At 64.4% G+C, this 19,641-nt stretch carries 21 protein-coding genes; 16 read left to right on the plus strand and 5 right to left on the minus strand.

Annotated features, from left to right (window positions below; translation table 11 throughout):
- Positions 1-97 precede the first annotated feature (97 nt).
- On the plus strand, positions 98-928 hold the full coding sequence (locus tag ACESL9_RS08275) for a fumarylacetoacetate hydrolase family protein (RefSeq protein WP_372610993.1): 831 nt from the start codon (positions 98-100) through the stop codon (positions 926-928).
- Positions 929-943: 15 nt separating this feature from the next.
- Here ACESL9_RS08275 and ACESL9_RS08280 read toward each other — a convergent pair whose 3' ends face one another.
- Both ACESL9_RS08280 and ACESL9_RS08285 read right to left on the minus strand, forming a co-directional pair.
- Positions 944-1,918, minus strand: coding sequence for an alpha/beta fold hydrolase (locus tag ACESL9_RS08280; protein WP_372610995.1), 975 nt, complete (start codon positions 1,916-1,918; stop codon positions 944-946).
- A 3-nt stretch (positions 1,919-1,921) separates the two neighbouring features.
- A complete protein-coding gene (locus ACESL9_RS08285; RefSeq protein ID WP_372610997.1) occupies positions 1,922-2,212 on the minus strand; it encodes an SCP2 sterol-binding domain-containing protein in 291 nt (96 codons plus the stop codon).
- A 70-nt stretch (positions 2,213-2,282) separates the two neighbouring features.
- Between ACESL9_RS08285 and ACESL9_RS08290 the strand changes: the two genes are divergently transcribed.
- The 5 genes from ACESL9_RS08290 to ACESL9_RS08310 all read left to right on the plus strand — a co-directional run bounded on the left by ACESL9_RS08290 (position 2,283) and on the right by ACESL9_RS08310 (position 7,295).
- Positions 2,283-2,846: a tetratricopeptide repeat protein gene (locus tag ACESL9_RS08290; RefSeq protein WP_372674705.1), complete on the plus strand. Its 564-nt coding sequence runs from the start codon at positions 2,283-2,285 to the stop codon at positions 2,844-2,846.
- An 18-nt stretch (positions 2,847-2,864) separates the two neighbouring features.
- Positions 2,865-5,735 carry a helicase-related protein gene (locus tag ACESL9_RS08295; RefSeq protein WP_372674707.1) on the plus strand — a complete coding sequence of 957 codons (2,871 nt, stop codon included), beginning with the start codon at positions 2,865-2,867 and terminating at the stop codon, positions 5,733-5,735.
- Between the two features lie 3 nt (positions 5,736-5,738).
- Positions 5,739-6,098, plus strand: a complete 360-nt coding sequence (locus ACESL9_RS08300; RefSeq protein ID WP_372611003.1) for an RNA-binding S4 domain-containing protein — start codon at positions 5,739-5,741, stop codon at positions 6,096-6,098.
- A 72-nt stretch (positions 6,099-6,170) separates the two neighbouring features.
- On the plus strand, positions 6,171-6,509 hold the full coding sequence (fdxA, locus tag ACESL9_RS08305) for a ferredoxin FdxA (RefSeq protein WP_372611005.1): 339 nt from the start codon (positions 6,171-6,173) through the stop codon (positions 6,507-6,509).
- A gap of 276 nt (positions 6,510-6,785) precedes the next feature.
- Complete coding sequence (locus ACESL9_RS08310; RefSeq protein WP_372611007.1) at positions 6,786-7,295, plus strand: CarD family transcriptional regulator; 510 nt, start codon at positions 6,786-6,788, stop codon at positions 7,293-7,295.
- A gap of 130 nt (positions 7,296-7,425) precedes the next feature.
- Here the strand turns inward: ACESL9_RS08310 and cobS are convergent, their stop codons facing one another.
- Entirely contained in the window at positions 7,426-8,181 is a 756-nt protein-coding gene (cobS, locus tag ACESL9_RS08315) for an adenosylcobinamide-GDP ribazoletransferase (RefSeq protein WP_372611009.1), read from the minus strand.
- Positions 8,182-8,260: 79 nt separating this feature from the next.
- Between cobS and cobT the strand changes: the two genes are divergently transcribed.
- Together cobT and hpaR are read left to right on the plus strand one after the other, a co-directional pair.
- On the plus strand, positions 8,261-9,274 hold the full coding sequence (cobT, locus tag ACESL9_RS08320; protein ID WP_372674708.1) for a nicotinate-nucleotide--dimethylbenzimidazole phosphoribosyltransferase: 1,014 nt from the start codon (positions 8,261-8,263) through the stop codon (positions 9,272-9,274).
- A gap of 183 nt (positions 9,275-9,457) precedes the next feature.
- A complete protein-coding gene (hpaR, locus tag ACESL9_RS08325) occupies positions 9,458-9,913 on the plus strand; it encodes a homoprotocatechuate degradation operon regulator HpaR (protein WP_372674709.1) in 456 nt (151 codons plus the stop codon).
- 78 nt (positions 9,914-9,991) lie between these two features.
- Here the strand turns inward: hpaR and ACESL9_RS08330 are convergent, their stop codons facing one another.
- On the minus strand, positions 9,992-10,831 hold the full coding sequence (locus ACESL9_RS08330) for a universal stress protein (protein ID WP_372611015.1): 840 nt from the start codon (positions 10,829-10,831) through the stop codon (positions 9,992-9,994).
- A 196-nt stretch (positions 10,832-11,027) separates the two neighbouring features.
- Between ACESL9_RS08330 and ccoN the strand changes: the two genes are divergently transcribed.
- The 8 genes from ccoN to ccoS all read left to right on the plus strand — a co-directional run bounded on the left by ccoN (position 11,028) and on the right by ccoS (position 19,006).
- Positions 11,028-12,632 (plus strand): cytochrome-c oxidase, cbb3-type subunit I, encoded by a 1,605-nt coding sequence (gene ccoN, locus ACESL9_RS08335; RefSeq protein WP_372611017.1) that lies wholly within the window; start codon positions 11,028-11,030, stop codon positions 12,630-12,632.
- A 14-nt stretch (positions 12,633-12,646) separates the two neighbouring features.
- On the plus strand, positions 12,647-13,375 hold the full coding sequence (gene ccoO, locus ACESL9_RS08340) for a cytochrome-c oxidase, cbb3-type subunit II (RefSeq protein WP_372611019.1): 729 nt from the start codon (positions 12,647-12,649) through the stop codon (positions 13,373-13,375).
- A gap of 9 nt (positions 13,376-13,384) precedes the next feature.
- Positions 13,385-13,576 (plus strand): cbb3-type cytochrome c oxidase subunit 3, encoded by a 192-nt coding sequence (locus tag ACESL9_RS08345; RefSeq protein WP_372611021.1) that lies wholly within the window; start codon positions 13,385-13,387, stop codon positions 13,574-13,576.
- A 3-nt stretch (positions 13,577-13,579) separates the two neighbouring features.
- Positions 13,580-14,464 (plus strand): cytochrome-c oxidase, cbb3-type subunit III, encoded by an 885-nt coding sequence (ccoP, locus tag ACESL9_RS08350; protein WP_372611023.1) that lies wholly within the window; start codon positions 13,580-13,582, stop codon positions 14,462-14,464.
- Between the two features lie 285 nt (positions 14,465-14,749).
- The gene (gene ccoG / locus ACESL9_RS08355; RefSeq protein WP_372611025.1) at positions 14,750-16,189 is read left to right on the plus strand and encodes a cytochrome c oxidase accessory protein CcoG; all 1,440 of its coding nucleotides are present in this window, start codon (positions 14,750-14,752) and stop codon (positions 16,187-16,189) included.
- Complete coding sequence (locus ACESL9_RS08360) at positions 16,186-16,647, plus strand: FixH family protein (protein ID WP_372674710.1); 462 nt, start codon at positions 16,186-16,188, stop codon at positions 16,645-16,647. Before ccoG ends, ACESL9_RS08360 begins: the two co-directional genes overlap by 4 nt.
- A 10-nt stretch (positions 16,648-16,657) precedes the next feature.
- A complete protein-coding gene (locus ACESL9_RS08365; protein WP_372674711.1) occupies positions 16,658-18,844 on the plus strand; it encodes a heavy metal translocating P-type ATPase in 2,187 nt (728 codons plus the stop codon).
- Between the two features lie 3 nt (positions 18,845-18,847).
- On the plus strand, positions 18,848-19,006 hold the full coding sequence (ccoS, locus tag ACESL9_RS08370; RefSeq protein ID WP_372611031.1) for a cbb3-type cytochrome oxidase assembly protein CcoS: 159 nt from the start codon (positions 18,848-18,850) through the stop codon (positions 19,004-19,006).
- 20 nt (positions 19,007-19,026) lie between these two features.
- Here ccoS and gph read toward each other — a convergent pair.
- On the minus strand, positions 19,027-19,641 hold a 615-nt coding region (gph, locus tag ACESL9_RS08375; RefSeq protein ID WP_372674712.1), incomplete at its 5' end, for a phosphoglycolate phosphatase.

Consider the following 19,641-nt stretch of genomic DNA (forward strand, 5'->3'; position numbering starts at 1 on the left):
CCGGGTGCGGCGGGGCCTCAAGAGCGGATCGCTTGCCAATCGCCCCGCAGGCCGTAAGCTGCGCCCGAGTCACTGATGAAGATCGAGGGAGCGAGCGATGAAATATGTGCGGTTTGGCGAGGCGGGGCAGGAGAAGCCCGGGATTCTGGACAAGGAAGGGCGGCTGCGCGAGCTGTCGGGCGTGGTCGGCGACATCGCGGGCGAGGTTCTGACCGATCTGCCGGTCGTGGACCCCGAAAACCTGCCGCTGGTGCAAGGCAATCCGCGTCTCGGCCCGCCGGTGGGCGGTATCGGCAAGCTGATCTGTATCGGGCTCAACTATTCCGACCATGCCGCCGAGGCGGGGATGGAGCCCCCGGCGATGCCGATCGTCTTCATGAAGGCCAATTCGGCGATCTGCGGGCCGAACGACACGGTGCTTTTGCCGCGCGGATCGGAAAAGAGCGACTGGGAAGTCGAACTGGGCGTGGTGATCGGCAGACGGGCCAAGTATGTCAGCGAGGCCGAGGCGCTGGATCACGTGGCGGGATATACCATCGTGAACGACGTGAGCGAGCGCGCGTTCCAGACAGAGATGTCGGGGCAGTGGACCAAGGGCAAGAGCTGCGACACGTTCGGGCCGGTGGGTCCGTGGCTGGTGACGCCGGACGAGTTGGACGATGTGCAGGGACTTGACCTTTGGCTCGACCGGAACGGGGAGCGGATGCAGACCGGTAACACGTCGAAGATGATCTTTACCGTGGCGCAGATCATTTCGCATCTGAGCGGGCTCATGAGCCTCAACCCGGGCGACGTGATCGCTACGGGCACACCGCCGGGTGTCGGCATGGGGATGAAGCCGCAACGCTTCCTGCAAGAGGGCGACGTGATGGAGCTTGGTGTCGAGGGGCTGGGCGTGCAGCGCCAGGCGGTCGGGCGCGACGGCTGAGGCTCTTCGCCCTGTTCAGGCGCCGATCGCGTGGGGTTTGCCGCCCGCGTGATCGGCAAAGAAACGGCACATCCGGTCGAATATGTGCGCGCGGGTTTCGGGGCCTTCCATCAGCACCTCGTGCTCGCCGCCCTCGATCATCTCAAGCGTGCCATTTGGCCAGCGTGCCATGCGCGAGGTGACTCGGTCAGTCTCGACAATGCGTTCGTTGCTGCCCAGGAAGGTGATCGCGGGATGGTGTGGCGAGGGCATACGGTCGAGCGCGCGGCATTCGGTGAGTGCCTCGTGCAGCCAGCGCAGCGATGGCCCACCGAGAAGCAGTTCGGGATGGGCGTGGCCCTGGTCCTGCATGTAGGTGAACATCTCTGGGTCGGTGGTGAGCACGTTGTCCTCGAACGGGGCGGTCATCACGTAGGAGTCGCCACCTGTGCCGGGTGCGTTGAGATGGCCGAAGCCGAACATCTTGCCACCCCATGCCAGAGCCCAGGCCGCGGGCCGGGTGGAAGGTGCCATGGCGATGCCCCACATCGGCCCGGTAAAGGCGGCGGCCGCGACGGGCAGGTCTTCATGAAGTGCCCGCAAACCGATACAGCCGCCCATCGAATGGGCCAGAAGGAAGAAGGGCCGGGGCAGGCCGAAGGATTCGGCAGCGGCCACCATCGCCCTCACGTCCTTTTGATAGTCGGAAAACCAGTGGACATGGCCGGTGACGGGGTCGTCGATCATACGGTCGGCAAGGCCCTGCCCGCGCCAGTCGATGGCAAGGGTCGCATAGCCGCGCGAGAGCAGGTCCCGCGCCGCGCGGCCGTATTTCTCGACATACTCGGTGCGGCCGGGAAACAGCAGAACGGTGCCTTTCGTCGCCCCGTCTTCCGTGCCGTGTCCCCATGCACCGATTCGGATACGCACACCGTCCAGAGTGGTAAGCCACCACGCCGCCCCGCCCTCCGGGCCATCGGCGATTTCATCGAAAAACGGTGCGCTCTCCATGGTTTAGCCGATGACGGACCCGAGCTGCATGGCCATGCCCATGTCGCCATCGACCGACAGCTTGCCGGACATGAAGGCGGCCGTGGGGTTCAGTTCACCCGAGAGCATGGCGCTGAACGTGTCGGCATCGGCGGTGAGCGTGACGTCGGTGTCGTCGTCACCCACGCGCGCCCCGTCACCATCGACGACGATCGAGCCTTCGCCCTCGATCACGAATTTGGCCGAGCCGGAGAAACCCTCTCCGCCCATTTTTTCGTTCAGGGCCTCGACGGCCTGGGTAATCACTTCGCTCATCTTCGGTGCCTTTCTCGGTTCGAATGCGGGGGTGCCATTTCCCGCAATTGGCGTTAGACTCGGCAACACTATGAGCATGTTTCGAACCGATCTCAAACCTATCGTCGCGGCAGCCATCGGGCTAGTCATGTATTCCATGCCTCTGGCCGCAGATGGTGACCGCATGGACGAGTTGTTCGATCGCTTGCAAAGGGCCGATGATTCGCGTGATGCGGCACAGATCGAGCAGGAAATCCAGATGGAGTGGCGCAAATCCGGCTCGCCGGCGATGGACCTTCTGCAAAAGCGTGGGCGCGATGCGCTGGAACGCAGGGATTTCGACGCGGCGATCGAGCATTTCGGCGCCTTGATCGACCACGCGCCGGATTATGCCGAAGGCTGGCATGGCCGGGCCAGGGCGTTTTTCGCGAAGGGGCACCATGGTCTCGCCGTTGCCGATCTCGAGCGCGCGCTGGCGCTTGATCCGCGGCAATACGAGGCGCTGTTCGGTCTTGGTGTAATCCTCGAACAACTGGACCGGCCCGGCCCGGCCTATGACGCATTCGGGCTTGTGCTGCAGCTTCATCCGCACCATGAACGGGCAGCAGCAGCGATCAAGCGGCTCGACCGTGGGGTGAACGGCGTCGAGCTCTGAACCGGAGACGAGTTTCCCATGCGCCGAGATGGACGGATCGTGGCGGTCCTTGGCCCCACGAATACCGGCAAGACGCATTACGCGATCGAGCGGATGCTGGGCTATCGCTCGGGCATCATCGGCTTGCCGTTGCGCCTGCTGGCGCGCGAGGTCTATGACCGGATCGTCAAGGCGCGCGGACCGTCGGTGGTGGCGCTGGTCACCGGCGAAGAGCGGATCGTGCCGGAGCGCGCGCAATACTGGGTCTGCACGGTCGAGGCCATGCCCGAAGGGATGGGCACGGATTTCGTGGCGGTGGACGAGATCCAGCTTTGTGCCGATCCCGAGCGGGGTCATGTGTTCACCGACCGGTTGCTCAGGGCGCGCGGCCAGCACGAGACCATCTTCATGGGGTCTGACACGATGCGCGGGCCGATCCGGGCGCTGGTGCCGGGGGCCGAGTTCGTCGCCCGCGAGCGGATGAGCCAGCTTGTCTATACCGGGGCGAAGAAGATCAGCCGGATGCAGCCGCGCAGTGCCATCGTCGGCTTTTCGGTCGAGAACGTCTATGCCATCGCCGAGTTGATCCGGCGCCAGAGGGGCGGGGCGGCTGTGGTGATGGGCGCGCTTTCCCCGCGCACGCGCAACGCGCAGGTCGAACTTTACCAGAACGGCGACGTGGATTTCCTGGTGGCGACGGATGCGATCGGGATGGGGCTCAACCTCGATATCAACCATGTCGCCTTTTCCTCGCTCACCAAGTTCGACGGGCGGCGGATGCGGCCGCTGGCGCCCAACGAACTGGCCCAGATCGCGGGCCGGGCCGGGCGCGGGATGAGTGACGGCACCTTCGGCGTGACCGGCGAGGCGCCGCCATTGGCCGACGAGGTGGCCGCGGCGATCATGGGCCACAGCTTTACCCCGGTGCGCAAGCTGCAATGGCGCAACGCCGCGTTGCAGTTCGGCGCGGTGGATGCGCTGATCAGGTCGCTCGAGGCCAAACCCGAGGATGAACTCCTAGTGCGTGCGCGCGATGCGGACGATCTGATCGCGCTGCGCACGCTGTCGGACGAGGCCGAGACCCGCGCGCGGGCCAGCGACGGCAACTCGGTGCGGCTGTTGTGGGACGTGTGCCGGATTCCCGATTTCCGCGGTATCAGCCATGCCGAACATGCCGGGCTGTTGCAGGCGATCTTCGGTTTCCTGCACGAGCACGGGGCGGTTCCCGAGGACTGGATCGCGCGCCAGATCAAGCGGATCGACCGCACCGATGGCGATATTGACACATTGTCGAAACGTCTGGCCTTTATCCGCACATGGACCTATGTCGCACAGCGTCGCGGGTGGCTGCGTGACGAAGACCATTGGCGCGGCGCCACGCGCGCGGTAGAAGACCGGTTGTCGGATGCGCTCCACGGCGCGCTGACGCAGAGATTCGTGGATCGGCGCACCAGCGTGCTGTTGCGCCGGCTCAAGCAGAAGGAGGCCATGTTGGCCGAGGTGAATGACAAGGGCGAGGTGACGGTCGAGGGCGAATTTGCCGGCCGTCTGGAGGGGTTCCGGTTCGTGCTGGACAAGGCGGCGACCGGGCAGGAGGCGAAGACCCTGCGTCAGGCCGCGGAAAAGGCGCTTGCGCCGCATTTCCACCTGCGCGCCGACCGGTTCTACAACGCGCCCGATACCGAGATGGATTTCACCGAACAGGGCGGGTTGATGTGGGGCAACGAGGCGGTCGGCAAGCTCGTCGCCGGTCCTGAGCCGCTCAAGCCGCAGGTCAAGGCCTTTGTCGATGACGAGGCGGGCGAGGAGGTCGCGCAGAAGGTCACGCGCCGGTTGCAGCATTTCATCGACCGCAAGATCGCCACGCTGTTCGAGCCGCTTCTGGCGATGAGCCGGGACGAGACGCTGAGCGGCCTGGCGCGGGGCTTTGCCTTTCGGCTGGTCGAGGGGTTCGGGATCGTCCCGCGCGCCGAGGTGGCCGAGGATGTGCGCGCGCTCGATCAGGATGCCCGCGGCAGCCTGCGCAAGCATGGCGTGCGCTTCGGTCAGTTCACCATTTTCATGCCGCTACTGCTCAAGCCCGCGCCGACGCGGCTGCGCCTTGTGCTGTGGTCGCTTGCAAAGGGGTTCGACACGTTCCCTGAGGCGCCGCCGCCGGGCCTTGTGACCGTGCCCGCGCCGCGCGATGCCATCCCGGGGGTGGACGCGATGTGCGGCTATCACACCGCCGGCGAGCGGGCGATCCGCATCGACATGCTCGAACGGCTGGCCGACATGCTGCGCGCGCAGAACAGCCGCGCGGGGTTCGAGGCCAACCCGGATATGCTTTCGATCACGGGGATGACGCTGGAGCAGTTCGCCGATCTCATGCAGGGGCTGGGCTACAAGGCCGAGCGCGGCGAGCGGGTGAAGGCAAAGCCCGTTGCGGAAGCCGGTGACGGGGCTGCGCAGACGCCAGAAGCACCCGTGCCCGAAACCGAAGCAACCGAAACACCGGCCGCAGAAGACGCACCGAACGATATTCCGCCGCCCGAAACCCCGCCCTCGGATGCCGAACCGGCACTTGCAGCGAGTGAAACCCCCGAGGCGACAGGTGCCCTTACCGGGCCGGATGCCGAGGATGCGCCCGAGATGGAGGTGTTCTTTACCTTCACATGGGGCGGGCGCAAGGCGGGAGGGCGCCAGGAGACGCGCAAGGGACCGCGCCGCGAGGCCCGCAAGGACGGGGCGAAGGGCGCCCCGCGCGGGGATGCGCCGAAGGGCAAACCCCGAGACAACAAGGGCAAGAAGGGGCCGAAGCCACAGCAGGGCGCGCGCCGTTTCGAGGCCCGGCCCGAGAAGAAGAAGGACCGCATAGACCCCGACAACCCCTTTGCCGCGGCGCTGATGGGTTTGAAGGACAAGAGCTGAACCTTGGCCGGGGATGCGCGGATACGCCTCGACAAGTGGCTGTTTTTCGCGCGGTTCTTCAAGACGCGCAGCCGCGCAGCCAGACAGGTGGGGGCAGGGCATGTGCGGGTCAACAGCGACAAGGTGCTCAAGCCCGCGCACGCGGTCGGGCCGGGCGATGTGCTGACCTTTGCCCAGGGGCGGGTGATCCGGGTGGTGCGGATCGTGGCCATGGGCGAGCGGCGCGGCCCCGCGACCGAGGCGCAGGCGCTTTACGAGGATCTGACGCCAAAGGCCGAACCGCGTGCGCCCTCGGGCGGGGAGCGGCCGACCAAGCGTGACCGGCGCGCGATCGACGCGCTGCGCGGGTCGGGCGATATGTGACAACCGGGCGCTTGAATGATCCCGGTGAGTGAATTAGCTAGGGTCCGATGTCGCCAATGATGGATTTCCGATATGACTTATGTCGTGACCGACAATTGCATCGCCTGCAAATACACTGACTGTGTCGAGGTCTGCCCCGTGGATTGCTTCTACGAGGGTGAGAACATGCTGGTGATCCATCCCGACGAGTGCATCGATTGCGGCGTCTGCGAGCCCGAATGCCCCGCCGACGCGATCCGCCCCGACACCGAGCCGGACATGGAAAACTGGGTCGAGTTCAACCGCAAATACTCGGAAATGTGGCCGGTGATCATCTCCAAGAAGGATCCGTTGCCCGAGGCGGAGGACCGCGACGGCGAGGATGGCAAGCTCGAGAAATACTTCTCGGAGACGCCTGGCGAAGGCGGCTGATTCGGGGTTTCCGCTGCGGCGGACTGGCGGACAAGTGCCTGACAAGCCGGGAAGAATATCAGTTTTGACCCGGAGGCACTTTGATCCGGTCGCGAGTCGTGTTATATTGCTGACACAAATGATGAGATTTGCCTGACACCATCCAAACGAGCATCTGTTCCTTGGGTGGTTTTATTTGCGCAAAATCAACCGGCGCGAGGGCGTGTCTCACGCTCCGCAATGGTTGTTTCGCGATGGCCGGGCGGGTTTCGGGGATGCAATGCGAGGAATGATTGCATGAGCAAGGCGAAGAAGTCGGAGTTTCGTCCGAATGATTATGTTGTGTATCCGGCCCATGGTGTGGGCCAGATCGTGTCGATCGAGAAGCAGGAGGTTGCGGGGTTCGAGCTCGAACTGTTCGTGATCTCCTTTGAAAAGGACAAGATGACCCTGCGGGTGCCGACAAACCGCGCAACCGAGATCGGTATGCGCGGCCTGTCAAGCCCGGACGTGGTGAGCCAGGCGATGAAAACGCTCAAGGGCAAGGCCAAGGTCAAGCGCGCGATGTGGTCGCGGCGGGCGCAGGAGTATGAGCAAAAGATCAACTCGGGCGACCTGATCGCGATTGCCGAAGTGGTGCGCGACCTGCATCGCAGCGATGACCAGCGCGAACAGAGCTATTCCGAACGCCAGCTTTACGAGGCGGCGCTGGAACGGCTGACCCGGGAGATGGCGGCGGTTGCGGGCGGTGACGAGGTTGCCGCCGCAAAGGAACTGGACGAGGTTCTGTTGTCGCGCGCGGCCTGATTTTCACAAGCCTTTACGAATGCTGACCGCGCTCCTCCGGGGGCGCGGTCTTGTTTTGCGCAGCCACCCGCAGCGGGCGGGCCAGTGGCGAGGGCGGAAAAACGAGTATTTTCAACAGGAAAAAAGCCGGTCAGAGCGCGGCGGAGAGGGCGAGCAGGGCGGTGATCTCGCTGAGTTGCTGGGTCGCGCCGAGCACGTCGCCGGTCTGTCCGCCGATTTTCCTTCGGGCGACATGCATGGCACCGGCGGTCGCGACTGCGACGGCAAGGATGGCGGGCAGGGCGGCCTTGCCGGTGAGCAGCAGCGCGACCACGAGCGCGATGGCGCAGGCGATGGTGGCGATCATGGCCGACGGGCGGCCGGTCGCGCGAGAGAGGCCGTCGCGGCGTGCGTGAGGCAGTGCGGCCATGGTCACGACCATCGCGGCACGCGACAGGGCAGCGGCGGCGAAGAGCCCCGGTATCATGAAAATACCCAAGGAAACCAGTGCCATGGCGCGCAGTCCAAGGCCGAGGACCAGGGCGATGACGCCATAGGCGCCGATCCGGCTGTCGCGCATGATATCGAGGCGGCGGCCGCGCTCGTGGCCGCCCCAGAACCCGTCGGCCACATCGGCAAGCCCGTCTTCATGCATCGCGCCGGTGAGAACGACGAGCGTGAAAAGGCCAAGGAGTGCCGAGATTTCGTGAGCCAAACCAGTGGCTTGGCCGATCAGGGCGACACAGCCGGCCAATCCGGCCAGCAACAACCCGATCACCGGCCAGCACCATGCGCTGCGCGCGCCATGGTCGAAGGCGGCGGCGGGCAGGTGGATCGGCAGCCGCGTGAGCAAAGAGGTTGCCACCGCCAGGTCGCGCAGCCGGTCCGACAGATGAGGGTCGCGCATGATCGGATCCGCTTTTTCGGTTGTGACCGCGTCTTCGGGGGTTAAACACGCACAAACGGATCAGATCAACGGGGATGTCATGACCGGGTTCGCAACCGTCGCGGAATTTCGTAAAGAACTGGAGTCGGCACCGCACAGCGTTGAAAATGCACGTGTTTCTGCGCAGGAACGCAACGCTGCGCTGACCAAGCCGCCGGGGGCATTGGGGCGGCTGGAAGATCTGGCGATCTGGTACGCGGGTTGGCGGGGTGATGCGCGCCCGCGAATCACGCACCCGCAAGTCGTTGTTTTTGCAGGAAATCATGGGGTTGCGGCGCGGGGGGTGTCGGCGTTTCCCGCAGAGGTGACGGCGCAGATGGTGGCGAATTTTCGGGCCGGTGGTGCGGCGATCAACCAGTTGGCGGAAAATTTTTCCGCCCGGATGGATGTCTTCGCGCTCGAACTCGATCGGCCGACGGCGGATTTCACGCAAGGCCCCGCGCTGGGTGACGTGGAATTTCTGCAAGCGATTCAAACGGGTTGGGATTCGGTCCGGCCGGAGTCGGACGTTTTGGTGACGGGCGAGATGGGGATCGCGAACACCACTAGCGCGGCGGCCGTGGCCTGTGGCCTTTTCGGCGGCGCGCCCGAGGACTGGGTGGGCCGGGGGACCGGCGTGAGCGAGGCCGGGCTGGCCCTCAAGGCGCAGGTGGTGCGTGAGGGAATTGCTTTTCATTCCAATGCCTTGGGCGACCCCTTGGAGGTTCTGCGCCGACTGGGCGGGCGCGAGCTTGCCGCGATGGCCGGGGCGATGGCGCGGGCGCGGATGTTGCGGATTCCGGTGATCCTCGACGGATTCATCTGTTGCGCTGCGGCTGCCTGTCTCGAGCGGGCGGTGCCCGGCGCGCTCGACCACGCGGTGGCGGGGCATGAAAGCATCGAGCCGGGACATCCCAGGATATTGAAAGCATTGGGAAAAGAGCCGCTCTTGCGGCTGGGGATGCGACTGGGCGAGGGCAGCGGCGCGGCGCTGGCGATCGGGATCTTGCAAGGCGCGCTGGCCTGTCATTCGGGCATGGCGACATTCGCCGAGGCCGGGGTTTCCGAGGGCTGAGGCGGCAACGATTAACAGGTTGCGATGCCGCGAAATCCGGGGGTGACTCGCGGCTGCGCCCCGGCTGCCGGGCGTGCACCGCCGCGCCGCGGCGTGGAGCGAACAGGGGTCGTTACCCCTGCGCACGGCCGTGCAACGATTCGCCCACTTGCCCGGAGCGGCGAAATCGGCCAAAGAAACGCAATGACGGAACGCGACACCGACCGGCCCGACCTGCCCGAGACCTCCCGCTCGCTGCCCATTGCGATGCTGCGGGCGCGCGAGAAGATGATGGCACCGGTCCGGCAGATGCTGCAGAAGGTCGATGTGACCGAACAGCAATGGCGGGTGCTGCGGGTGCTGGACGAGCGCGGCACGATGGACCCGAAGGATTTGGCGCAGGCGGCGTGCCTGCTCAACCCCAGCCTGACGCGGATCATGCAGCATCTGGAACGCAAGGGGATGATCCGGCGCAAGGACCATCCGAGCGACCGGCGCAGGGTGCTGCTGGACATCACCCCCGAGGGGGTGGCGCTGCTCAGGGCGGCCGCGCCGGAAAGCCAGGAGATCTTTGCGCGGCTCGAAGAGAAATTCGGGCGCGACAAGATCGAAAGACTGCTCGATCTGCTGAACGAATTGAGCGAACTGGATCTGGAGTAGGGCAGGTTGCGCCCGGTCAGGTTCGTCTGACAGCGGCAGCGCGCCCGCCTGTGGTGCAGGCGCGCGCGGGCTGGTCCTTCAATGCGCCATGAACACCGGCAGTTTGGCCTGTTCGAGCATGTAGCGCGTGGCGCCGCCGAGGATCGCCTCGCGGAAGCGCGAATGGCCATATGCCCCCATCACGATCATGTCGGCGCCGATATCGGTGGCGTGGCGCGTCAGCACGTCCGAGACGCGTGGCAGGGTTTTCGACAGCACGTCGACCTCGGCGCGGACCCCGTGGCGCGAGAGATACTGCGACAGCAGCCCGCCGGGATCGGAGCGGTTGGGCCCATGGGTCGGCGGATCGATCACCACCACGTGCACGGTTTCCGCGGTTGCGAGCATCGGCAGGGCGGCGCGCACGGCATTGAGCGCCTCGGCGCTTTCGTTCCAGCCGATCATGACCGATTCGGGTGCCGGTTTGGGTCCGCCATCGTCGGGCACGACCAGAACCGGGGTCTGGCCCTCGAACATCGCAGATTCGACCACGGGTTCAAGCTCGGCGCCGCGATCCTCGCCATAGGGCTGGGGCTGGATGACCAGGTCGGAGAACCGGGCATGGGCGGCGACATGGCGGCCGATATCGGCCAGCTGCGCGACGCCGGTGTCGGTGGCCCAGCGGATGCCCGAGCGCCCGAGGATGTCGCGGGCCTGGGCCTCGATCGACTTGGCGTCCTCTTGCGCGCGGTTGATGGTTTCCTGGAGGACCATCGCGTTGGCACCCGCATAGTAATAGCCGGTCTGGCTGCGATCGACGCCAAGGCACAGCACGTCGAGATGCGCATCGACCGTTTCGGCCATCGCGATCGCATGTGCCAGGGTGTTCTCGGTCAGTTTCGGATCGGTGAGAACCGAAAACAGGGATTTATAGGCCATTGTCGTCTCCTGGGAATGAGTTTCGGCACGAGCATAGCGACAGTAGGTCGCTGTCTCTTTTATGGGTATCAGGGAATTCGAACGTTATTTTTGATACAGATCAAGGTTTGAGTATCTGATGCCCCGCATTAGACTGGGGGTCATAACACCGGGCGCGGTGTGTCGAGTCGCGCCGGGAAAGACAAAGGGACGAACAATGGGTAACTATATCAAGCTGATCGTGCTTGGTGTGATCACGGTGCTGGCCTTGATCGCAGCGAATTACGCACGTGACGTGGCCTATATGGTCAACGCGCTGACGGTGGCGCTGGTTGCTGCAGGGCTTTTCCTGTGGACGTTGCGCCGCACGGGTGAGCCGGTCGCCGCGGTCGATCTTTCGGGCGAATACATGGATGGACCGGTGCGCGCGGGCGTGATCCTGACCGCGTTCTGGGGGGTCGTGGGCTTTCTGGTCGGTGTGACCATTGCCTTTCAGCTTGCCTTTCCGGTGCTCAATTTCGAATGGGCACAGCCCTATCTGAACTTTGGGCGCTTGCGGCCGCTGCATACCAGTGCCGTGATCTTTGCCTTTGGCGGCACCGCGCTGATTACCACCTCGTTCTATGTCGTGCAGCGCACCAGCGCGGCGCGGCTCTGGGGCGGCAACCTCGCGTGGTACGTGTTCTGGGGGTATCAGCTTGTCATCGTGCTGGCTGCGTCGGGTTACCTGCTGGGGGCGACCCAGTCCAAGGAATATGCCGAGCCTGAATGGTACGTGGACTGGTGGCTGACCATCGTCTGGGTGGCGTACCTTCTTGTCTTTGTCGGCACGCTCATGAAGCGCAAGGAGCCGCATATCTACGTCGCCAACTGGTTCTTTCTTTCGTTCATCATCACTGTTGCGATGCTGCACGTGGTCAACAACCTGAGCATTCCCGTCTCGGTCTTCGGGTCGAAATCGGTGCAGGTGTTCTCGGGTGTGCAGGACGCCATGACGCAGTGGTGGTACGGCCACAACGCGGTGGGCTTCTTCCTGACCGCGGGGTTCCTGGGGATGATGTATTACTTTGTCCCGAAACAGGCCGAACGGCCGGTCTTCAGCTACAAACTGTCGATCATTCACTTCTGGGCGCTGATCTTCATCTATATCTGGGCCGGTCCGCACCACCTGCACTATACTGCGCTGCCCGACTGGGCCTCGACGCTGGGCATGGTGTTCTCGATCGTGCTCTGGATGCCCTCCTGGGGCGGCATGATCAACGGGCTGATGACGCTCTCGGGCGCATGGGACAAGCTGCGCACCGACCCGATCATCCGGATGATGGTCATTTCGGTGGGGTTCTACGGCATGTCGACCTTCGAGGGGCCGATGATGTCGATCCGCGCGGTGAACTCGCTGTCGCATTACACCGACTGGACCATCGGGCACGTGCATTCGGGTGCGCTGGGCTGGAACGGAATGATCACCTTCGGCGCGCTCTACTTCCTTGTGCCGCGCCTGTGGAACCGCGAGGGCCTTTACAGCCTGCGGCTCGTGAGCTGGCACTTCTGGCTCGCCACGATCGGGATCATCCTCTACGCCGCCTCGATGTGGGTGACGGGGATCATGGAGGGCCTGATGTGGCGCGAAGTGGACGCGAACGGTTTCCTCGTGAACTCCTTCGCCGATACCGTGGCTGCCAAGCTTCCGATGTATGTGGTGCGCGGTCTGGGCGGGGTGCTTTACCTGCTGGGCGGTATCATCATGTGTTATAACCTCTGGATGACTGTAAAGCGTTCGCCGGCCGTCAAGGCCACGGACCATGTCGTTCCGGCTGAATAAGGAGGGCCGGAAAAATGGCAATTCTCGACAAACACAGGGTTCTTGAAAAGAACGTCACGCTTTTGGCCATCTTCGCCTTCCTGGTGGTGACCATCGGCGGCATCGTTCAGATCGCACCGCTTTTCTGGCTGGAAAACACGATCGAGGATGTGGACGGCATGCGCCCCTACACCCCGCTCGAACTGGCCGGGCGCGACATCTATGTTCGTGAAGGGTGCTATGTCTGTCACAGCCAGATGATCCGCCCGATGCGTGACGAGGTCGAACGCTATGGCCACTACAGTCTCGCGGCGGAGTCGCAATACGACCACCCGTTCCAGTGGGGGTCCAAGCGGACCGGGCCGGATCTTGCCCGCGTCGGTGGCCGCTATTCGGATGACTGGCATGTGGATCACTTCCGTGACCCGCAATCGGTGGTGCCGGAATCGGTGATGCCGAAATACGCCTTCCTCGAACGTCAGTTGATCGATGGCGAATACATCGCCGACACCCTCAAGACGCATCGCTTCGTCGGGGTGCCCTATACTGACGAGATGATCGAGAATGCGCGGTCGGATTTCGCCGCGCAGGCCGATCCCGACAGCGATTTCGACGGGCTGCTGGATCGGTATGGCGACAATGTCAACGTGCGCAATTTCGACGGTCAGCCTGGCATTTCCGAGATGGATGCGCTGATCGCCTATATGCAGATGCTGGGCACCCTGGTCGATTTCTCGACCTTCGAGCACAGTGGCACACGGTAAGGGGGCGAGATGGAAACCTATACCTTTCTGCGACAGTTCGCCGATAGCTGGATGTTGCTTGCCCTGTTCACGTTCTTTGTCGGGATGGTCCTTTGGGTGCTGTTCCGGCCGGGAAGCACCGAGACCTACGAGGACGTGGCCAACATCCCGTTCCGGCATGAAGACAAGCCCGCCCCCGAGCGGCAGCCCGAGGAGTCGTGAGACATGGCCAAGCAACCTGAAAAGAAAAAAGACGAAGTTGAAACGACCGGCCACAGCTGGGATGGAATCGAGGAATACAACAATCCGCTGCCCAAGTGGTGGGTCTGGATATTCTACGCGACCATCATCTGGGGGGTCGGCTATACCATCGCCTATCCCGCATGGCCGGGGATCAACCAGGCGACTTCGGGGTTGTTGAACTGGTCGACGCGCGAAAACGTCGCCGACGAGATCGAGAGCTTTTCCGAACGCAACGCGCCCAAGAACACCGAGCTGGAAGAGGTCGAACTGGCCTCCTTCGTGGAGGAAGAGACCGACAGCGAGCTCTATTCCTATGCCCGGTCATCCGGCGCGGCGCTCTACCAGACATGGTGCGCACAGTGCCATGGCTCGGGCGCGGCCGGCGGTGTCGGTTATCCCAACCTTCAGGACGATGACTGGCTCTGGGGGGGCACGATCGAGGATATCCACACCACGATCCGGGTCGGTGTGCGCAATCCCGAGACCGACGAGGATTACGAGCGCGTTTCCGAAATGCCCGCTTTCGGCGCCGACGAGCTGCTTGGCGAAGAAGAGGTCGAGCAGGTGGTCAACTACGTCATGTCGATGTCGGGTGAGCCCCGCGACGCTTCGCTGGTCGAGGCAGGAGAGGAGGTCTATCTCGACAATTGCGCCTCCTGTCACGGCGACGATGGCGAGGGTGACACCTTTCAGGGGGCGCCCAACCTTGCCGATGCGATCTGGCTCTATGGCGGGGACTATGCGTCGATCCGCGAGACGGTGTGGAACTCGCGTTACGGGGTCATGCCGCAATGGCAGGATCGCCTGAGCGATGCACAGATGCGCGCCCTTGCGGTCTATGTCCACCAGTTGGGCGGCGGCGAATGAACAAAGAATTCCGGGGGCCTTGGCCCCCGGGATACGGCACCGGCCCTTCCGTCCTGTTCGCGCGTTTCCTGGAAGGCCGGTGCCACCCTGTTCAAGACAAGGTCACTGGCGTGAAACGGCGACCGAAAGCCCCTGACTGACCGAGGGGATTTTCATCTCGGGCAAAAGGTCGCGGATGTGTTCCCTGCCAATTGATAACTATTAGATGCAGAATTTGATACAGGTCAAGGCCGCCTGTGATCGCTCCTGTGAAAAGGTGCATCATATGAGGTCAAGAAGTCCGGAGTGAACCCGTTGTCCCAAGCCGAACCACAACAGCTTTATGCCGCGCGCGAACCGGTCTTTCCCAAGAAGGTGTATGGAAACTTCCGCAACCTGAAATGGGTCATCATGGTCGTCACGTTGGGGATCTATTACGTCACGCCGTGGATCAGGTGGGACCGGGGGCCGAGCCTGCCGGACCAGGCGGTGCTGCTGGATCTGGCCAACCGGCGGTTCTATTTCTTCTGGATCGAGATCTGGCCGCACGAGTTCTATTTCATCGCCGGTCTTCTGGTGATGGCGGGGTTGGGCCTTTTCCTGTTCACCTCGGCGCTGGGCCGGGTCTGGTGCGGCTATACCTGCCCGCAAACGGTCTGGACCGACCTGTTCATCCTTGTCGAGCGCTGGATCGAGGGCGATCGCAACGCCCGGCTGCGCCTGCACCGTCAGAAGAAGTGGGATCTTCGCAAGGCGCGGCTGCGCCTGGGAAAATGGGTGACCTGGCTTTTGATCGCGATGGCGACCGGCGGGGCCTGGGTGTTCTATTTTGCAGATGCGCCAACGCTGTTTGTCGATCTCTTCACGCTCAACGCGCATCCGATCGCCTATACAACCGTGGCGATCCTGACCGGCACCACGTTCTTCTTCGGCGGCTTCGCGCGCGAACAGATCTGCATCTATGCCTGCCCCTGGCCGCGCATCCAGGCGGCGATGACGGACGAGGACACGCTGACCGTGGCCTATCGCGAATGGCGTGGCGAGCCGCGCAAGCATTCCGAAGCCGTCAAGGCCGGTGAGCCGCAAGGCGATTGCATCGACTGCATGGCTTGTGTCAATGTCTGCCCGATGGGGATCGACATCCGCAATGGCCAGCAGATGGAATGCATCACCTGCGCACTTTGCATCGACGCCTGCGACGAGGTGATGGAGAAGATCGGCAAGCCGCGCGGGCTGATCGACTACATGGCCTTCACCGACGAGGAACGCGAACGCGCCGGCGAGCCGCCGAAGCCGATCTGGCAGCATGTCTTCCGGCCGCGCACGATCCTTTATACCTCGCTGTGGTCGCTTGTCGGGGTGGCGCTTGTGGTGGCGCTGTTCATCCGCAGCGATATCGACATGACCGTCGCGCCGGTGCGCAACCCGACCTATGTGACCATGTCCGACGGGTCGATCCGCAACACTTATGAGATCAGGCTGCGCAACAAGCATGGCGAGGCACGTCCTTTTGTGCTTTCCGTGACGGGGGATCCGGCGCTGAGTGTCGATGTCGAGGGCGCCGACGGGCAGACCGTGATGGTGCCTGCCGACACCGCCCTTCCGGTGCGGGCCTACGTGGTGGCGCCGGGCGGGTCGGTCCCGGCGCAAAGCGACCGGGTCGAGTTCCGATTCTGGGTCGAGGACGACATGAGCGGCGACCGCGCCTACAAGGACACTGTCTTCAACGGGAAGGAAAGCCGATGACCAGGGAACGCAAATTCACCGGCAAGCACATGGCGATCGTCTTTGTCGGGGCGTTCGGTGTGATCATCACCGTGAACCTCGTGATGGCCTATAGCGCGGTCAGCACCTTTCCGGGGCTCGAGGTCAAGAATTCCTATGTTGCCAGCCAGAAGTTCGATGAACGCCGCGCCGCGCAGGAGGCGCTCGGCTGGACGGTCTCGGCGCAGCAGACCGACGGCGTGCTGACCCTGGAGATCACCGACGAGGCGGGCGCGCCGGTCGAGGTGCGGGAGTTGGACGTTCTCCTGGGCCGGCCCACCCATGTCAAGCAGGACAGCGAACCCGCCTTCGTGTTCAATGGCTCCGCCTATGTCGCGCCGGCGGAGCTTGATGACGGCAACTGGGATCTGCGCATGGTCGCCACCGCCGAGGATGGCACCGAGTATCGCCAGCGCCTCAAGGTTCGCGTGAGCCGGTGAGGGCAGGCCGATGACCGCCACGATGCGCCCCAACATCTCGGCCTGCCCGGCCTGTAGCGCGGCCCCCGCGGCCGAGGCCCTGGCCGAACAGGAGGCGCAAAAGGATGTGCGCATCGCCCTGTCGGTGCCGGGGGTGCATTGCGCGGCCTGTATCACCACCATCGAAAAGGCACTGGCGGCCCATCCGGGCGTCGAGAGCGCGCGGGTCAACCTGACCCTCAAGCGCGCCACGGTCGAGGCCGCCCCCGAGGTCAGGCCCGAGGATCTCGTGCGCGTGCTGGAGCACATCGGATACGAGGCGCATGAGCTTGATGCCGGCACGCTTTCGGCGACCGAGACCGACAGGGCCGGACGCGAATTGCTGATGCGGCTCGCGGTGGCGGGGTTCGCGTCGATGAACGTGATGCTGTTGTCGGTGTCGGTCTGGTCGGGGGCGGCGGATGCCACCCGCGACATGTTCCACTGGATCAGTGCTGCCATCGCCCTGCCGACCATTGCCTTTTCCGGGCAGCCATTCTTCCGCAATGCCTGGGCCGCGCTCAAGCACGGGCGGCTCAACATGGATGTGCCGATCACGCTGGCGATCGTGCTGGCGCTGGTCACGTCGCTTTGGGAGACATCGCTTTCGGGCAAGCACGCCTATTTCGACGCCGCACTGGCACTGACCTTTTTCCTGTTGGCGGGGCGCTATCTCGATCACCGCACGCGGGCGATCGCACGTTCGGCGGCCGAGGAACTGGCCGCGCTGGAGGTGCCGCGCGCCATCCGCGTCACGGCGGGTGAGGAACGGCAGGTCCCGGTGTCCGAGCTTGCCGTGGGCGATCTGGTCCTTGTGCGGCCGGGCGGGCGGATGCCGGTGGATGGAGAAATCGTCGAGGGCCGGTCCGAGATCGACCGTAGCCTGCTGACGGGCGAGACGATCCCGGTCTATGGCGGGCCGGGGCAGGCGGTCTCGGCGGGCGAGGTCAACCTGACCGGGCCGTTGACCGTGCGCGCCACGGCCGTGGGCGAGGAAACATCGCTGCATCGCATGGCCGATCTGGTGGCGATCGCGGAATCGGGGCGCTCGCGCTATACCTCGCTGGCCGACAGCGCTGCGAAGCTCTATGCGCCGGGGGTTCATATTCTCTCGGCGCTCGCCTTTGTCGGCTGGTATCTCTACACGTTCGACATGCGCACCGCGCTCAATATCGCGGCGGCGGTGCTGATCATCACCTGTCCTTGCGCGCTGGGCCTTGCCGTGCCCGCGGTGACGACCGCCGCCTCTGGGCGGCTCTTTCGGCGCGGGATGCTGATCAAGCATTCCACCGCCCTCGAACGGCTGGCACAGGTCGATACGGTGGTGTTCGACAAGACCGGCACCCTGACCGCGGGCACGCCCGAGGTGATGAACCTCGATCAGGTCACGAGCCGCGACATCGGGATCGCGCTGGCGCTGGCGCAGGGATCGTCGCATCCGCTTTCGGTCTCGCTGACCGCGGCGGCGCGCGCGGCGGGGTTCGAGGCCGCAGAGGTCGAGGACATCTCCGAGGTGCCGGGCTATGGCACGCGCGGGCGCTGGCAGGGGCACGAGGTGCGCCTTGGCCGCGCGGCCTGGGTCGAGGCACCACGGCTCTCACGCACGGCGGCGTGGCTCAGGGTCGGCGATGAGAGCCCGCAGGCGTTCGAGTTCACCGACCGGCTGCGCGCCGGGGCCGAAGCGGCCATCGTGGCGCTCAAGGACGCGGGCAAGGATGTCTATCTCATGTCCGGCGACAGCACCCCGGCGGTCGAGGACATGGCAAACCGCCTCGGGATTCCGCATTGGCTGGCCGAGGCGCTGCCCGCGGACAAGGCCGCGCGGGTGCAGGCCATGGCGGACGAGGGGCGGCATGTCCTGATGGTGGGTGACGGGCTCAACGACACGGCGGCGCTGGCGGCGGCGCATGTCTCGATCTCGCCGGCCAGCGCGCTCGACGCGGCGCGTGTGGCCAGTGATATCGTGCTTCTGGGTGGCGATCTGAGCCCGATTGCCGACGCGGTGCGCACCGCCGGTTCGGCCGTGCGCCGGATCCGCGAGAATTTCCAGATCGCGACACTCTACAACGTGATTGCCGTGCCGCTGGCGGTGGCGGGTTTTGCTACGCCGCTGATTGCGGCCTTGGCGATGTCGGCCTCTTCGATTACGGTTTCGCTCAATGCATTGCGATTGAGGTGAGCGATGAATGTCCTGACGGTCCTGATCCCCATCTCCCTGATCCTTGGCGGGATCGGGCTCCTGTTCTTTGTCTTCACGGTGCGCAGCAACCAGTATGACGATCCCGAGGGCGATGCCCGGCGCATCCTGTCGGATCAATACGACGACAAACCCAAGCAATGATTCCGCTCATCCCGCGCCGGTCAGGCGCGGTGCAGCGCGAAACCCGGCAGCGCGGCAAAATCGTCAAAGCGGAAGGCATGGGGCAGCGTCTCCACCGGCACCTTGCGATAGCCACGGGTGAAAAGGGCAAAGGGCACGCCCGCGCGTTCGGCCGCCTCGGCATCGATTTCGCTGTCGCCCACGTAAAGGCGCCTGTCGTGCCCCAGCGTTTCGAAAGCGCGATGCAACGGTGCCGGATCGGGTTTCTTCACGGGCAGGCTGTCGCCGCCCACGACCACGCCGAAGAACCGATCCATGTCGAGAGCGCGCAGGATGTCGCGCGCCGGGGCCTCGGGCTTGTTCGTGCAGACGCCAAGCGCGAATCCGGCGTCGGCCAGCGTTTCCAGCGTCGCGATCATGTTGGGGTAGGGCCGGGTCAGTTCGGCACCGGCCCGGCTGTAGAGATCAAGTGTCCGCCGCGTCAGTTCCTCGTGCCGTTCGGGGGCGAGGCCGCGCAGCCGCATCACCCGTTCAACGAGCACGGGCAACCCGTTGCCGATGAATGACACCACCGTGGGCAGGTCGAGCGGCGCAAGCCGCTCTGTTGCAAGCATCCGGTTGACCGCGGCCCTGATGTCCGGTGCGCTGTCGACCAG

Origin of the sequence: Aquicoccus sp. (assembly GCF_041686535.1) — a bacterium.
Lineage (GTDB): Bacteria > Pseudomonadota > Alphaproteobacteria > Rhodobacterales > Rhodobacteraceae > Aquicoccus.